The organism is Lysinibacillus sp. NPDC093712 (assembly GCF_050280025.1).
Taxonomy (GTDB): domain Bacteria; phylum Bacillota; class Bacilli; order Bacillales_A; family Planococcaceae; genus Lysinibacillus.
In genome coordinates, this window is sequence record NZ_JBNNUU010000001.1 from 673,906 (window position 1) to 689,785 (window position 15,880).

Annotated in this window: 14 protein-coding genes; 8 read left to right on the forward strand and 6 right to left on the reverse strand. The window is 37.2% G+C overall.

Annotated elements, in window-relative coordinates; genetic code table 11:
- Positions 1-234: 234 nt before the first annotated feature.
- Positions 235-1,662: a PLP-dependent aminotransferase family protein gene (locus tag ACQKNX_RS03435; protein WP_427427579.1), complete on the reverse strand. Its 1,428-nt coding sequence runs from the start codon at positions 1,660-1,662 to the stop codon at positions 235-237.
- A gap of 113 nt (positions 1,663-1,775) precedes the next feature.
- Between ACQKNX_RS03435 and ACQKNX_RS03440 the strand changes: the two genes are divergently transcribed.
- From ACQKNX_RS03440 to rarD, 4 genes are all read left to right on the forward strand, one after another.
- Positions 1,776-2,699: a DMT family transporter gene (locus ACQKNX_RS03440; protein ID WP_427427580.1), complete on the forward strand. Its 924-nt coding sequence runs from the start codon at positions 1,776-1,778 to the stop codon at positions 2,697-2,699.
- 68 nt (positions 2,700-2,767) lie between these two features.
- Entirely contained in the window at positions 2,768-3,439 is a 672-nt protein-coding gene (locus tag ACQKNX_RS03445) for an MBL fold metallo-hydrolase (protein ID WP_427427581.1), read from the forward strand.
- Between the two features lie 203 nt (positions 3,440-3,642).
- On the forward strand, positions 3,643-4,179 hold the full coding sequence (locus ACQKNX_RS03450; protein WP_427427582.1) for a hypothetical protein: 537 nt from the start codon (positions 3,643-3,645) through the stop codon (positions 4,177-4,179).
- Positions 4,180-4,349: 170 nt separating this feature from the next.
- Positions 4,350-5,255, forward strand: a complete 906-nt coding sequence (gene rarD, locus ACQKNX_RS03455; protein WP_427427583.1) for an EamA family transporter RarD — start codon at positions 4,350-4,352, stop codon at positions 5,253-5,255.
- A 232-nt stretch (positions 5,256-5,487) separates the two neighbouring features.
- Here rarD and ACQKNX_RS03460 read toward each other — a convergent pair whose 3' ends face one another.
- Positions 5,488-6,732: a helix-turn-helix domain-containing protein gene (locus ACQKNX_RS03460; RefSeq protein ID WP_427427584.1), complete on the reverse strand. Its 1,245-nt coding sequence runs from the start codon at positions 6,730-6,732 to the stop codon at positions 5,488-5,490.
- Between the two features lie 220 nt (positions 6,733-6,952).
- Between ACQKNX_RS03460 and ACQKNX_RS03465 the strand changes: the two genes are divergently transcribed.
- Positions 6,953-8,239, forward strand: a complete 1,287-nt coding sequence (locus ACQKNX_RS03465; RefSeq protein ID WP_427427585.1) for an MFS transporter — start codon at positions 6,953-6,955, stop codon at positions 8,237-8,239.
- 259 nt (positions 8,240-8,498) lie between these two features.
- On the opposite strand, the gene ACQKNX_RS03470 is transcribed toward ACQKNX_RS03465, so the two are convergent.
- The 4 genes from ACQKNX_RS03470 to ACQKNX_RS03485 form a co-directional block, all read right to left on the reverse strand.
- The gene (locus tag ACQKNX_RS03470; RefSeq protein ID WP_427427586.1) at positions 8,499-9,215 is read right to left on the reverse strand and encodes a LutC/YkgG family protein; all 717 of its coding nucleotides are present in this window, start codon (positions 9,213-9,215) and stop codon (positions 8,499-8,501) included.
- The gene (locus tag ACQKNX_RS03475; protein WP_427427587.1) at positions 9,215-10,642 is read right to left on the reverse strand and encodes a LutB/LldF family L-lactate oxidation iron-sulfur protein; all 1,428 of its coding nucleotides are present in this window, start codon (positions 10,640-10,642) and stop codon (positions 9,215-9,217) included. The genes ACQKNX_RS03470 and ACQKNX_RS03475 overlap by 1 nt, the downstream gene beginning before the upstream one ends.
- A gap of 25 nt (positions 10,643-10,667) precedes the next feature.
- On the reverse strand, positions 10,668-11,384 hold the full coding sequence (locus ACQKNX_RS03480; RefSeq protein WP_427427588.1) for a (Fe-S)-binding protein: 717 nt from the start codon (positions 11,382-11,384) through the stop codon (positions 10,668-10,670).
- A gap of 177 nt (positions 11,385-11,561) precedes the next feature.
- Positions 11,562-12,281 (reverse strand): FadR/GntR family transcriptional regulator, encoded by a 720-nt coding sequence (locus tag ACQKNX_RS03485; RefSeq protein ID WP_427427589.1) that lies wholly within the window; start codon positions 12,279-12,281, stop codon positions 11,562-11,564.
- 446 nt (positions 12,282-12,727) lie between these two features.
- On the opposite strand from ACQKNX_RS03485, the gene ACQKNX_RS03490 reads away from it, so the two are divergent.
- The 3 genes from ACQKNX_RS03490 (at position 12,728) to ACQKNX_RS03500 (ending at position 15,861) form a co-directional block, all read left to right on the forward strand.
- Positions 12,728-14,407, forward strand: coding sequence for an L-lactate permease (locus tag ACQKNX_RS03490; protein WP_427427590.1), 1,680 nt, complete (start codon positions 12,728-12,730; stop codon positions 14,405-14,407).
- Positions 14,408-14,730: 323 nt separating this feature from the next.
- Positions 14,731-15,441 carry a cytochrome c biogenesis CcdA family protein gene (locus ACQKNX_RS03495; RefSeq protein ID WP_340824771.1) on the forward strand — a complete coding sequence of 237 codons (711 nt, stop codon included), beginning with the start codon at positions 14,731-14,733 and terminating at the stop codon, positions 15,439-15,441.
- Between the two features lie 33 nt (positions 15,442-15,474).
- The gene (locus ACQKNX_RS03500; protein WP_401007733.1) at positions 15,475-15,861 is read left to right on the forward strand and encodes a response regulator; all 387 of its coding nucleotides are present in this window, start codon (positions 15,475-15,477) and stop codon (positions 15,859-15,861) included.
- Positions 15,862-15,880 lie beyond the last annotated feature (19 nt).

The window sequence follows — 15,880 nt, forward strand, 5'->3', positions numbered from 1 at the left end:
ATGATAGTAAAAAGGGAATAGCAATGAAGATATAATGGAGTTAATAAACTTAACGTTCGAAGATATTCAAGCGTCGATAAAAGGAATCGAATGAAAAATAGATGAAGCTCAAATAACTCCTGAAGTTATTTGAGCTTTTTTATTTTAGCAACAATTTGCTTAGAACCAAACATAAGATAGTTACAGTGATGAAAGGTTTTGAAAAATGCAGTGGGAGTACCAAAACAGAGTGCATCATGCACCATACGTAGCAAGCGACTGCGCCACTACAACCAAGCTTTTTATCCCTTCTCTTATTTGCTTTTCATTTGCATAAGAATAACTTAAACGTATCCAAGAAGATTGTTGTTTTAATGGATCGCATATTTGACCTGGCACAAAGGATATCGATTGTTCGATACTTTTCGATAATAATAATTCAGTTGAAAGTTGATTAGGGAGCTGCACCCATAAATTCAGACCACCATTTGGACTGACCCATTGCCAACCTGTTACTGCTAGCTCTTCCTCCATAATTTCTTTTCGTATTTGTAGGGCGATCCGAATTTTCTCTAAGTGCTGTTGTAACCTTAGTGATGAAAAGTAATGGAGAAAAATTTTTTGATTGAGAAGTGGAGAGCCATTATCAGCTAACGATTTTTCTGTTAATAGTAAGTTCATTAATGATGGTTGACAAATAACGGTCGCAATTCTCAAACCTGGTGAAATGTATTTGCAAAAGCTTCGGATATATATGACTGTTCCCGCAGTATCAAATGTGTAGAGGGGGGGAGGCGGAGCATCATCAAAATATATGTCGTGATAGGCATCGTCCTCAATTAATAGACATCGATATTGTTCTGCTAATTCTACTAGTCTTTTACGTTGCTCGACAGAAACAGTATAACCAGTCGGGTTATGGAATGTTGGGTTGACATAAAATAGGCGTGGTTTGTATTGTTTCATATAGTATTCAACTTGATTTAAATTGTACCCCTCTGGATGGATATCAACCGTTACAATGTGTGCTCCTTGTGCTCTGAAAATATCAATCGCCGCACTATAGCTTGGCCGTTCAAATAAAACGATGTCTCTTGGCTTAATAAACGTTTGAGCGATTATGTGAATCGCTTGCTGTGAGCCAGAAGTAATTAATAGATTATCAGCATGGAGATGCGTTTTATACTGGTTAATAAAATATTGTGTTAGTGTTTCACGTAGCTCTAAGTCACCTTGCACAGTGGAGTAGGTAGCAAGTACTTTGGGATAAAGGTCAAACACTTTCTTCACGTAATCTGAAAAGTAATGATTAGGCAAAAGATTTGGATCAATTAACGCCTGAGAAAAGTTATAGGAAACAGGTGATTGATGGATTTCAGATAAATGATTTTTTTGTACATATGCAGAAATGATTGGATTGTTCTGATATGAGAGTTCGGAATTTTTTGTTAAATTAGATTGGACAAAATACCCTACTTTATCTTTTACATAAACTTTGTCGTGTTGTTTCAGTAAACGATAAGCCTTTAATACGGTTAATCGATGAATATTCATTTCAGATGCTAATTGCCGGACGGAGGGAATCTTTTCATGCTCTTTCCATTCTTTACGTTCTATTCGGTGTAGTACATAATCATATACTTTTTTAAATAGATAATCTTCATTTTGTAACGCTTTGCTCACATCGATTCCTCCTATTCAAAACGATTGTACCATGACCTAATTGAATCTGTTCTATCTTTTTCAATCTGTTCTATGTTCTTTCTTTTATGATTGAAAAAGAGGAGGAGTTTTACATGGTTATAGTTAATTATATCTTTATGTGTTTAATTTTTGGCACGACATTTTTAGCGATTAAAATTGGTGTGGATGCAGGCGTTGCGCCATTTCTATCAGCTGGACTTCGTTTTTTTCTTGCTGGTTTGCTGCTGTTTAGTTTTATGGTTTGGAGAGAAAAAGCGACAATTCGGTTGTTTTTTCGAAAAGAGATGTTTATAACAGGGGGATGTTTAACTTTTGGCACGTTTGCCGCATTATACTGGGCAGAACAGTATGTGACATCAGGCATTGCAGCTGTTTTATCTGCTACAGGGCCGATGATGATTATCATTATTCAGTCGTTCATTTTAAAGCAAAAAGGCAGTCGGAACTCATTCATTGGTTGTATCATCGGCGTCATCGGTGTCACGTTTTTGATTTTACCTAGTTTTTCAATTGAGATAAGCCATTTCTGGATGGTCGGTTGTTTTGCCATTATAGTCGGTGAAGTTTTTTATGCAGCGGGAACGATTTATACGAAGCATGTCGTTCAAAAATATGATAAGACATCACCGATTGCTTTAAATGCAGCGCAAATGATGCATGGCGGGATTTTATTAATTATTTTATCGTTATTTACTGAGAACATACATCTTGATAATCTTGTCAGCTCAGCTTCAATTGGCTCTCTTCTTTATTTAACGATTGTTGGGTCAATGATTGGACATAGCATGTATTATTGGCTTGTCTCACGGACAAATCCTATTTTTCCTTCTACATGGCTTTATATCTCACCATTAATTGCGGTTATACTAGGTGTCCTTTTTTATCATGAATATGTTTCTTGGCTAACAGGAATAGGTACTGTGACGATTATTGTAGGAACGATTTTAGTTAATTTTGAAACATTGCGGTCATTGTTTTGGCGGAAGGGAACTGTTCTTAAGGATGTTAAAAATTGACCTTAATCTTCTTGTATGAGAAAACAATTTTTTACATCGGAAAATATATTGATAAAGGAGTATGAAAAATGGAAATTTCTAATGGTGTAGAGATTTTGGAGCTTGATTTTAATGGGATTATCATTTATCCAACTCTTTTATGGGATCAGGAAATGGCTGTGTTAATAGATACTGGATTCCCGGGACAATTTGAAGATTTGCATGGAGCAATGGAGAAGGTAGGGGTGTCGTTCGATAAACTAAAGGTTGTCATTTTAACGCATCAGGATATCGATCATATTGGCAGTCTCCCTGAAATATTGCAGGTTTATGGAAGTAATATTAAAGTTTATGCGCACGTACTAGATAAGCCTTATATCGAAGGGGATTTGCCTCTTTTGAAAGACGGGCATATAGAAAATCCACCTAAGGGAAAAGTGGATGATACTTTGTTTGATGGGCAAGATTTGCCATATTGCGGAGGCATTCGTGTTATCCATACGCCAGGTCATACGCCGGGTCATGTCAGCCTATACTTGCAACAAAGTAAAACGCTTGTTGCTGGAGATTCGATGTATAGTGAGAACGGAATATTGAAGGGAATTCATGTTCCAACGACATTAGATATAAAGGTTGCACAACAATCTTTAAAGAATTATTTAGACTTAGATATTGAATCTGTTGTTTGTTACCACGGCGGATTGAGTTCCGGAAATATGAAAAAGCAGATTCAGAAATTATTAATTAATGAAAGAAAGTGATGCGTTTATCCAACGAAGGTTATTAGGTAATATAATGCTAAGGGCTCCTTGTATTGTACACAGGGAGTTTTTTATTTTGACAAAATGTGCTTTTCTCATTATGATAAGATAAATGAGAATGATTATCATATAAAAGGAAGCTGAAGGATGTTAAACAAAGCAATCCCATTACACGAACAATTTAGTAATGGAGTGAGAAAAAAATGACGAACAAAATGGATCTATCGGCATTAACATGTGAAAAAATGCAAGATGGCACACTTGCTGTCAAAACGACAGAAACACTTATGATGTTAACGCAAAGTCGCTATAAAGAATTAATGCATATTGAACAATTGTATAATGCCATGCATATTGATTTAGATGAAAAGCAAATTGTATTGGAGCAAGAGCGGAAAAATTTAAAAAAACAAAATACTAAGCTTACAGAAGACATGCAAAAATTGACACAGCAAAATGCGGTGTTACAAAAAAAGCTAACGGAGTATAATTGTGCCGTCGACGAGCTGAAAGAGCTCCGCCGACAAAATACCAACTTGCTGATTGAGCTTAGTAAATACACGGCCCTGTCTAGGGAATCTCTCTCAGGTCCTTTAAAATCGATGATTCGAGATATGCGGGAGCAGGGGGTAGGCATAAAAGAAATTCATATTCGCATTAAGAGACAAATAAATCCTGATATTAGTTATAGTATGGTACGAAAATATATTTCTGAGCTTGAAAGTGAAAATAAAGCGTAATGTCAGGTGTTTTAGCAATAAACAATATGTTCATAGTAAAATTGTGCATTTACAGTTGCCGGTCAAAGTCCTATAATTAGTCTATTCTTTCACATTATGAATAAACGTCAAACTTGTGAAATTACGAGAGTGTCGTAATTGATTTAAGAAGAGTAGGAGAATTAAAGACAATGTCAAATGAGAAAAAAGGGGTATTGGCAGCATTTTTTGCCTATGCCATTTGGGGAGCATTCCCACTTTACTGGAAACTACTTGAGCATGTGCCAAGTATGGAAATTTTATTAGGGCGTGTAATATGGTCCTTCGTCTTTACAGTACTAGCAGTCATTATTTTCGGTATGCGCAAAGATTTATTAGCTGATTTAAAATATTTATGGACACACCAGAAGATTTTTTGGCAGTTAGCAGGTGCATCTTTTGTCATTTCAATGAATTGGTATTTATATATTTGGGCTGTAACCCATGAACATTTGATTGAGACAAGCCTTGGCTATTATATTAATCCACTATTGTCGGTTATTTTTGGTGTTTTCTTCTTTAAAGAGACATTGAGTCGGGCACAATGGGTTGCTACAGCCATTGCGTTTATTGCGGTTATCATACTGACTGTAAATTATGGTACAGTACCTTGGGTGGCAATTTTAATTGCCCTAACGTTCGCTATTTATGGGGTACTGAAAAAGAAAATTACACTTGATGCAACAAGGGGTTTAGCCATTGAAACCATGTTTATTCTCCCATTTGCGTTAGGCTATTACGTCTATTTATTTTCAACAAGCCAAGCGTCTTTCTTACATGTTAATACCCATACAGATATATTAATGATTGTGAGCGGTATTGTGACAGCTGTGCCTTTAGTTTTATTTGCTAAAGGTGCTCAAAATATTCCGCTTTACCTATTAGGCTTTATACAATATGTAGCGCCAACAATTGTTTTAATTTTGGGCGTGGTACTTTATAAAGAACCATTCAGTCAAGTAGAGCTACTGGCATTCAGTATTATTTGGTTAGCCTTATTATTGTTTTCAGGTTCAAAAATTATAGAAATAAGAAAAGCACATCATAAATCTGCGTAGCGAAAAGGACTTGTAGAAAACTCTACAAGTCCTTTTAGCATGTAGACAAGCATCAAGTAGTTAACTCTTGATGCTTTTGTCTTTTTTTATCCTTTTAAAGGTCATAAAATAAGATTTCTCTTCCAACTTGCTCCGTTAATTGGAGCGGAACGCACAGAACGTAAACTACAACAAACCGCGCGATCGCTAGGTTGTGCCAGCGGAAAGCGTTCGGCCGTAGCGAAATCAATAGCTATTGCCTAGAATCGATTTGTGCTTTAATCGTAAAATACGTTTCCTCAATTTTTTGCTTATAAGGTAGGTCAATTAAATCTTTCGAATCAAGATATGCTTTTTTGGCAATTTCGTAAGCCGTTGTTAGCTCGCCAAACTGTGCGTAGCATAGCGCTTTATAGGAGAAACATTCATTCATACTTAGCAAATCATAAGGGTGTGAAATTGAAATGGGTATTTCTGTAAAATGGTTAAATGTTGCTAGTGATTCTGAATAACGACCAAGTAAATACAATGATTTTCCTTTTTCAGCATAATAAAAATTTTTATTTAGTTTTATTGAATTTGTAAGGGCATTAAAATGTTCAATTTCAACTAATGCTTTTTCATACTCATGTGTATAATTATTATAATAATGGGATTTTAAGACGTATATAAAGGCGTCGACATCATCTTGTTCCACAAAAATACGATACTGCTCCAACTTCATCATCATTTGGTCAGCCTGCTCGAAATCACCATCAATCATGGCGCAATAGGAACCAATGCGGTACAAATCATCGATATGATAAAACAGTTGGTTTTGATGGGCATGTTCAATGGTTTCGTTAATTAATTTTTTACCTGCCTCATGTTCACCAATAGCTAGCTGAAAAATACTAATATAATAAGCCAATTTCCCCGTATCACGTGAATCGAGCTGATAGTTTTCTTGGGCAACTTCCTCTTTCACTTGTAAAATACATCGATATGCTTCGTCATATAAGCGATTTTCTGATAAAATGCCAAGCTGGAGCATGTAGGTTTTGAACCAATGACTCCACAAATTGATTTCTTTAAATATTTGACGTGCTTGTTGAAGCGGTGGCTCCCATGTCGTTAAACCTGCCACATACTGCGCATTCGCATAAATATATAATAAACGCCCAGCTTCATAGCTAAGAGGTAAATCGTCTATGTATGGGTGAATGATATCAACGATTTGCTGATGGTTGTCCACATCTCCAAACTTTACCTCGGCAAACATAATTTCTACTTGCTCCAAAAGATGACGGATATCAGATGATGTCACTTGCTCAAGCAATTCACTTGCTTTCACACCAAGACGTTCTGCAATATAATCTAAACTTTCCATAGATGGCTTCGCTTTATCATTTTCTATTTGACTTAGCATACCTTTTGTTAGACGATCGGCAGCAAGTGCCTCTAATGTTAATTTTCGTTCTTTTCGTAATTTGCGAATCCTCATGCCTAAAGAGTCCACTGCCTCGCCTCCTTTCTACACTATTAACAATAATAACTATTCTTCGCAAAGTCTAGACATTTACCTAAAACAACTGAGAGTGCTAGGGGAGACATTAAAATTAATTTTAGTTTGTTTAATTATATTAAACTTTTTGTTGCATGAAAAGCAAAGGGTGTGGTATATTTTGTTTAATAAAATTAAACTTTTAATTTTAATTGAAATACGGAGGGGTTTTTTGATGGATGAAGCAGCAAAATATAAAAAGGCGACCTATCATTTGTGGACGTTTACAGCGAGTAAAATGATTGCAATGTTAGGGTCACATGTGTTGTCCTTTGGTATTAGTTTGTATATTTTAGCGATGACTGGTTCTGCCACAAGCTTTGCAACAAACATGATTTGTTCCATACTCCCAAGAGCACTAGTAGCACCATTAGCTGGTTATGTAGCCGATAATTATTCTAAAAAACGAACAATATTATTAGCGCAAGCTGGGACGATTTTGACGATGGCAGGTTTACTACTATATACAGAGCTGTTTGGTATGTCGGTCAATGCGATTTATGTGACAACAGTATTTTATACACTCTGTTCTGCCTTTTCAGGTGTAACCTTTACTTCCGCTATTGCTACACTCGTGAATCCAGAACGTTTACAGCGCGCAATGTCATTTAACCAAATGTCAATGTCCGTTGCAGCCGTCGGAGGTCCAGTAATCGGAGGGATGATGTACGGATTTTTCTCGATGGAAGTTTTTTTAATTGTGCATATGATTGCCTATGCGATTGCTTTTTGCTTAGAGGCAACGATGAATTTTAATTTGTACAGTACTAGAGGGGACAATACTAAAAAGGAAAAGATATGGAAAGGTCTTGTTAGCGGTTTTAGCTATATTAAGCAACACAAAGTTATTAAAGTTGTGATGTGGCTATCATTGTGGATTAATTTATTTTTCTCAGCAATCGTAGTCGGTGGAACGTATGTGATTATCGAGTTACTCAAGGTCGAACCTACTCATTTTGGTTTTGTTGAAGCGGCAGGTGCGCTTGGTATGCTAGTAGCTTCCATCTATTTTGCAACACGTGGCGAAATTAAAGTGCCACTTCGTTTTTCTAAATTTTGTTTATTGTTGCTATCAAGTAGCTTAGCATTTGCGGTTATCCCGTTAGTTACGGATTTTTCATATTCCATGATTGTTGTCTTTTATATTTTGCTCTACTTCATTTTTGCAATTTTTGAAATGGGCGTAAATATGCCTCTAGGCGTATTTATGCAAAAGCTTATATCTGAGGAATACCGCGGACGTGTATTTGGGCTCATGGAAACGATGGCTATGTCCATGATGCCAATTGGTATGCTCGTTTATGGTATTTTGTACGATATGTTACCAGCAACCGGTATTTTACTTGTCACAAGTGCGATTATAGTTGTAATGACACTTGTATTACTACGCACAGCTGTCTTAAGAGAAGCACACCCAGAATTTTACGATGAAACGACGATGGCAGAGAGAGTAGCAAATTAATTATTCAAAAGGATGTATTCCTTCAACCGGTTACGGGGGGTTTACTAGCGATTACAGAGGTTTTATGGGCGATAACGAAGGTTTACCTGGCGATAGATAGGGATTTTCTGGCGATTACAAGGGCTTTCTGAGCAGTAGCGAGTGGTTTATCCTGAATAGTAGAAGTTTTACCTGCGATAATGCCTGTTCTACCTACAATAATATAAATTTCATCATAGCAACAGGCATGCATAGTTTCCCGTGCATGCCTGTGCTACGTTTATTGATCCTCGATGACGATATATGTTGCTTTAATAGGGCCGTGGACACCAACGACAGGAATCATTTCGATATCTGCGGAATTACTTGGACCCGTAATAAAATTAATACAGGAAGCAATATGTTCACCATTTTGAACTTTTTTGCTAATCCATCGAGCTGCTTGGGTAATTCGTGGAACAATTGTACTTTTAGGAATCAAAATAATCGACTTTTCGGGTAAAAAGCTAACTGATCTCCCTTTATGCTTGTCACTAAATAGCACGGCGGTACCTGATTCGGCTAATGTCATCTCACTAATTGTTATACCGATGTTTGCTTTTTCTGCTTGTCGGATATTTTCCTCTGGCTGTGTCTCATTCCATACATAAAGTTGAATATTTGTTTGGGGCCATTGTGTATGCATCATATGTGATAATCCAAAGCGATCAAAGCGTTCGTCTTGCCATGTGATGACCGAGCGACCACCATAGTTATCTACGACTGCTTGTAAATCAGCTGCAAGACTAGCTGTATTGGTTATGAGCATATTTGTATTAATATTTTTACATTGCTCCTCTAAGACGGCTACTAAATCATCCTTTGTAGCATCTTTTAAAACACGATCCTGTGGCTGATATTGCCAAATCGGCTTAGTTAATTCTGTTTTTGGTGCTCGTCCGAGTTGATTGGCGATAGTAGATAAAAATGCATCTCTATTTAGAATGCTTCCGGCCATTATTCAGACCCTCCTTTAGTACGGTTGTTAAACCAGCTACGGAAGTTTTCCTTATTCGGTGCAGGGAAATCCCTCGCTTCGGTCCATGCCTCTAATGGTCCTGGACCGTTTGAAATTTTATTGTCCTTTGTAAAGGGTGACATCGCTGGTGATGCCATTTTCGTTGCCATCTTATATAAAGTAGGAGAGGAAGCACCTAAGCCGAACGCTTTCATGAGAAGCTTTTCAGACACTGGAGCCTTCCCTTCATTTTCAACGATGACCTGACGGTGCCGATGTATCAGTTGATGCAATGGGATTTTGACAGGGCAAGCATCTGTGCAAGCACCGCATAAAGTAGAAGCATATGGTAACTCTTTGAAATCATCATATCCTCCCAACAGTGGTGATAGTACAACACCGACTGGTCCAGAGTAAATCGAACCATACGTATGGCCACCAACATGACGGTATACAGGGCAAGCGTTGATACATGCTGCACAGCGAATGCATTGCAATATAGGCTGGAATTCACCACCTAAAATATTCGAACGGCCATTGTCGACGATAACTAAATGGAATTCTTCGGGACCATCTGTATCGTCCTCGTCTTTTATACCTGTTAACGTTGTAATATAACTTGTCAGCTTTTGACCAACTGCACTTCTTGTTAATAAACTGACAAGCACTTCCATTTCCTCAAATGTAGGAACAATACGTTCCATTCCCATAACTGTAATTTGTGTTTTAGGTAAAGCAGTTACTAAGTCAGCATTTCCTTCATTTGTAACGAGCGTAATTGAGCCACTTTCTGCGATAGCAAAGTTACAGCCGGTAATGCCAATATCTGCTGTTAAGTACTCATTACGCAGTTTTTCACGAACATAAAGTGCCAGTTCTTCCGGTTTTTCTGTTTTGTCATAGCCTTGTTTTTCTTTAAAAATATCACGAATTTGTTCTTTATTTTTATGCAATGCTGGCACGACGATATGAGAGGGTGGTTCATGGTCACCAACTTGCAAAATGTATTCACCAAGGTCTGTTTCAATAACTTCACAACCGAGTTGTTCGAGAGCAGGGTTTAAATTAATTTCTTCTGTTACCATTGATTTAGATTTAACAATTTTCTTGGCTTGTTTCTCTATTGCAATCTGTTGGATATAGGTAGTTGCTTCTTCAGCAGTTTTAGCGAAATACACATGTCCACCACGTTTTGCAACATTTTCACTAAGTTGATATAAGTAATAATCTAAGTTGGCAAGTACATGTTGTCGAATTTCCTCACCATGGGAACGCCATTCTTCCCAGTGCCCAAGCTCATCTGCTTGTTTTAAACGACGTGTTTGAAAGCGTTCTTGGGCACTTGATACTGCGCCGCGCATAAATGTATTTTCTAGCTCTTTCGTTACTCGCTTGTTAAACTTATCATCGCTTGTTTTCATTGCCATTCGATTATCCTCCTCTAAATGCAATTTATCGGCAGTTTAGCACTTCCGCAATATGCATGACTTTAATTGGTTTCCCTTGTCGCTCAATACGACCACCGATATTGATTAAACAGCCAGCGTCCGCACCAATTAAAATATCTGCTTCTGTTTCTTCCACGTTCTGTACTTTTTCACTGACCATTTCTCCAGAAATATTCCCCATTTTTACTGAAAATGTGCCACCAAATCCGCAACAGCGCTCTTTTCCAGGGAGCTCAACGTATTGTAAGCCTTTAACATGCCCTAATAATTTGATGGGTGCTTCTTTCACACCAAGCAGTCTAGTCATATGGCAAGAAGTGTGAAAAGTTGCCTTACCTTCTAAATGGGCACCTACATCTTCAACCTGTAAAACATCCACAATAAATTCAGTGAATTCGTATGTTTTATCTGCTAATGCCTGCGCTTTAGGTTCCCATATAGGATCTCCTTTAAATACTTCAGGATATTCTTTAAACATGTAGGCACAAGAGCCAGAAGGGGAGACGACATACTCTGCATGTTCAAAAGCTGTAATCATTTTTTTCATAGCATTTTTGGATTCTTGGACGTAGCCGCTATTGTAGGCAGGCTGTCCACAGCAAATTTGATTTTCTGGAAAGTCGATGTCACAGCCGAGTCTCTCTAATACTTCAACGACAGCTTTTCCTACATCACCTTGAAACATATCGACTAAACAAGTCGCAAACAGTGTTACTTTCATGCTCATCACTCCTTATGTGATAATTTCCTATTCAAACGATTCAACTGGTCATCAGATGACTTGATATGTAAATAGATTGGTTTAATAATACTACAACCTTCTGGATTGTTGAAAGTGTTAATTGCAAATTTTCAAAAAAATAGTAGCTACCCGTGTTACAAAGGCAGCTACAATTACTTAATGACTCGTTTCGAAGTATTGCATTAAAACTTCCTCGACGTTGCTTAAATGAGAGGACATCGCATGCTTCGCTAGCTCTTCATTTTGTTGCTTAATAGCTAGAAAGATTTGCATATGCTCATCATATAATTTTTCACTTGTTGTCTTTTTCGAATACAGCCAAATACGACGTGTTTCTTTCATCGTATCAATCATTAATCCAGATACTTGGTCTAAAATTGTTGCCAATAGGGGATTTTGAGAGGCAGCTGAAATTGCTGCGTGAAATTGAAAATCTGCTTTTTCGCCTAGCTCACCATCACCTTGTGCAAGTTTCATGTCATCTAAAATACGAAGCATTGTTTGTAAATCTTCTTCAGTTCGATGGATGGAAGCGCTCGCGGCAGCACCCACTTCAATAATTTTCCGTACTTTTAATAAATGAGAGATATCTTTTTTATTTGTTAAAGTTAGTGTTGAAAATGGGAAATTAAGCTTTTGGGAAGGAGTGCTCTTTACAAAAGTCCCAGAACCTTGTTTGATTTCGATTAAGCCCATTGCTTTTAAGGCGGATAAGGCCTCCCTAATGGCAGATCTACTAACTTGTAATTGTTCAGCAAGCTGCTCTACTGAATCAAGACGATCTCCAGGCTTCAGTTCACCAGCCCGAATTTTTTCATAGAGCATTTCTGATACTTCCTCATATATTTTTTTTTGTTTAATTTTCTTTAATTCCAAGGAGCTACACCTCATTCATCTCGATCGATTGCTCTACGTTATAATTTTATTATACATGATGAATAGAATTTTACTCACTGTTTAAAGTGAATAGTTTAGATTGTCCATTCATGAAAGCTTTGTGGAATGTCTATTTCAATAAGCTAAAAAGAATTATGAAAAATTATTGAATTTTTAAAATATAGTTAATATAATTTTATCATATAGTCATCAGATGACCTAATCTATTGATGTTTGGAGGGCTTAGGAAAATTAAATGGTTTTGAAATAAATTTGTAGGTGTTGCTAAAAGGATAACTTCATTTGTAGTTTCTACAAAGGTTTTGACAATGAATAGTATGAGTATGTAGCCATTTGGCTTGCAACTCAGGCAATGAATCAAAATGTGGTTTGTTGTTGCTTACAGTCATTAATTGGCGAGAAATTTTTATTTGGGGGTATGTATCTTGACATTTACACAAAATTTTACAGCTGTTGGGGGTAGTTTGACTTGGTCTGCAATTGTGGCAGTTATTCCTATTCTTTATTTTTTTTGGGCGTTAGCGATTAAAAAAATGAAAGGCTATATGGCAGGTGTAACGACTTTGCTTGTTTCTTTAATTTTGGCTACTATTGCTTTTAAAGTGCCAGTAGGGACAGCGATAATGTCCGCTACACAGGGGGCTGTTTATGGCCTATTACCAATTGGTTGGATTATCATAACATCTGTTTTCTTATACAATATCACCGTAAAAACAGGGAATTTTACTATCATTCGTCAATCTGTCTTATCCATTACGGAAGACCGACGTATTCAAGCATTACTTGTAGCGTTTTCATTTGGAGCCTTCTTAGAAGGAGCTGCCGGTTTTGGGGCACCTGTTGCTATTTCTGCTGCGTTATTAGTAGGGCTTGGCTTTAACCCGTTGTATGCTGCTGGCCTTTGTTTAATTGCCAATACTGCACCAGTTGCATTCGGTGCCATTGGTGTTCCGATTACTGCAATGGAAGGGCCAACGGGAATCGCAGCATTTGAAATTTCAAAAATGGTAGGACGTCAATTACCCTTTTTAGCAGTTTTTATTCCATTCTTTTTAGTGTTAATTATGACTGGCTTTAAAAAAGCTTGGGAAGTAATGCCAGCCATTTTAGTGTCAGGTATTTCATTTGCGGTGACGCAGTTTTTGAGCTCGAATTTTTTAGGCCCTGAATTACCCGATGTTTTATCTGCATTAGTATCGCTCTTTGCACTAGCTATATTTATGAAATTTTGGCAACCTAAAACGATTTATCGCTTTGCTTCAGAACGTGAAGCGACCGCTGATGAAATGGCAATAAAAGAGTCATATAAAGGAGGAACATTATTAAAGTCTTGGTCACCATTTATCATTTTGACAGCTTTTATTTCTTGTTGGGGAATACCGATAATCAAAAGTGCTTTAACTGGAAATTATGAAGGTACAAATGTTATTTTACAAGGCATCAATGTAGTAGGACAAGCCGTGACATTTACAGCAGAAGTACCGCTTTTACATAATCAAGTATTAAATGGCACTACAGAGGAACCAATAGCAGCATTTTATAAACTAGAATTATTAGGTGCAGCTGGCACAGCGATATTATTAGCTGCAATCGTTTCTAAATTTATTTTTCACGTTTCTTGGCACGAATGGGGTAAAACCTTTTTTGAAACGTTAAATGAAATTAAGTTTCCACTTATTACGATTTGTAGTGTTGTAGCTTATGCTTATGTCACAAATACTGCTGGGATGATGACAACACTTGCATTGGTGTTAGCTAAAACAGGCGTACTGTTCCCATTTTTTGCTCCTGTACTAGGCTGGCTAGGTGTATTTATTACGGGATCTGATACATCTTCCAATGTATTATTTGCCAAGTTACAGCAAGTTACAGCTGAATCTGTTGGTATGGAACCAGTGCTAGCGCTTGCTGCTAATGCCTCTGGGGGCGTGACAGGGAAAATGATTTCGCCACAATCTATCGCAGTAGCAGCTGCGGCGGTTGGACTTGTCGGTAGAGAATCGGAATTGATTCGTTTTGCGTTAAGGTATAGTGTTATGCTGCTGTTATGTATTTGTATACTAACATTCTTACAAAGTAATGTCCTAGCTTGGATGATTCCTTAAGGGGATTGAATAGTTTTAATGAAAGGCGTTGAGTATTTCTCAATGTCTTTTTTGATCGACTTGTCGTGTGGAGCGGAGGGTAGAGCACTGCTACAAAGCGTTCATTGGTCATAAATACAGTGTTTTAACTTCTAATATAATAGTGAATTTCATTGACAGAAAAACGCTCCGAGAGCATAATTCAGAAGTACATATGTAAACATATCGATATTTCGCGTTTTTTGTAGTTTTTCGTCATGAAACGTTCACAAGCTAAAAGGGCGCAATTTCCATTGTTTTTTGGTACGATGGAGGCAGTAACTGTAAGGAGAGAATGAAAAAATATGGAAACTGATATTAACGTATTTTTAGCGTTTGGCGCAGGCTTTTTAAGCTTCATTTCACCGTGTACGCTCCCACTGTATCCTGCATTTTTATCATACATAACGGGAATGACATTAGATGAGCTAAAATCTGAACGAGGCATGATGCAAAAGCGTGCTATTTTGCATACGCTATTCTTTTTACTAGGTTTTTCAATTATTTTTATAATGATTGGCCTTGGCGCATCTTTAGCAAGAGAGTTTTTCCTTAATTATCAAACATTGTTACGTCAAATCGGCGCTATTTTAATTGTTATCTTTGGCTTAATGATTGTAGGATTACTTCAAATTGATTTTTTAATGAAAGATCGGAAATTCCAATTTAAAAATCGGCCATCTGGCTATTTAGGTTCGATTTTAATCGGTATTGCATTTGCAGCGGGTTGGACACCTTGTACAGGACCTATCTTAATGTCTATTATTACACTAGCTGGAGCAAATCCTTCTTCAGGGTTTAGCTATATGTTTGCTTATTATTTAGGATTTGCGATACCATTCTTTGTGCTATCATTCTTTATTTCACGTATGAATTGGATTCGCAACCATAGTCAAAAAATCGTAAAAGTCGGCGGCTATATTATGATTGCTGTAGGGATATTGTTATTCTTCGACGGTTTAACGTACATCACACGATTATTACAGCCTATTTTTGGTGGATTTATTGGCTTCTAATCTGCTAAACTTAATGGCATACTGTACTTTAACGTGGAGGGAGATGAATACGTGCCTACAGTTTTAGTAGTGGATGATACGCTATTTATGCGTGTTACAATCAGTAATATGTTTAACGAATGGGGTTACGAGGTAGTCGGCAATGCAGTGAATGGTAAGGAAGCTGTAGAGCTGTATCGAGAGTTACAACCAGATCTTGTAACAATGGATGTAACGATGCCCGTAATGACAGGTATTGCGGCTGTAAAAAGAATCGTCCCAGAATTTCCTAATGCAAAGATTGTCATGATTACTGCTTTAGGTCAACAAAAATTAATTGTAGAAGCGTTGGAAAGTGGTGCGAAAGATTTTATAACGAAGCCTTTCGAACCGGAAAGATTAAGGGCTATAGCAGACCAATTAGTTGGTCAAAATTGCTAATTTAACATCAGAGGAGGAT

Bases quoted from the DNA above. Each gene is read 5' to 3' on its own strand.
- ACQKNX_RS03440 (WP_427427580.1), top strand. From the start codon at position 1,776: ATGGTTATAGTTAATTATATCTTTATGTGTTTAATTTTTGGCACGACA.
- ACQKNX_RS03445 (WP_427427581.1), top strand. From the start codon at position 2,768: ATGGAAATTTCTAATGGTGTAGAGATTTTGGAGCTTGATTTTAATGGG.
- ACQKNX_RS03450 (WP_427427582.1), top strand. From the start codon at position 3,643: ATGACGAACAAAATGGATCTATCGGCATTAACATGTGAAAAAATGCAA.
- rarD (WP_427427583.1), top strand. From the start codon at position 4,350: ATGTCAAATGAGAAAAAAGGGGTATTGGCAGCATTTTTTGCCTATGCC.
- ACQKNX_RS03465 (WP_427427585.1), top strand. From the start codon at position 6,953: ATGGATGAAGCAGCAAAATATAAAAAGGCGACCTATCATTTGTGGACG.
- ACQKNX_RS03470 (WP_427427586.1), bottom strand. From the start codon at position 9,215: ATGGCCGGAAGCATTCTAAATAGAGATGCATTTTTATCTACTATCGCC.
- ACQKNX_RS03475 (WP_427427587.1), bottom strand. From the start codon at position 10,642: ATGGCAATGAAAACAAGCGATGATAAGTTTAACAAGCGAGTAACGAAA.
- ACQKNX_RS03480 (WP_427427588.1), bottom strand. From the start codon at position 11,384: ATGAAAGTAACACTGTTTGCGACTTGTTTAGTCGATATGTTTCAAGGT.
- ACQKNX_RS03495 (WP_340824771.1), top strand. From the start codon at position 14,731: ATGGAAACTGATATTAACGTATTTTTAGCGTTTGGCGCAGGCTTTTTA.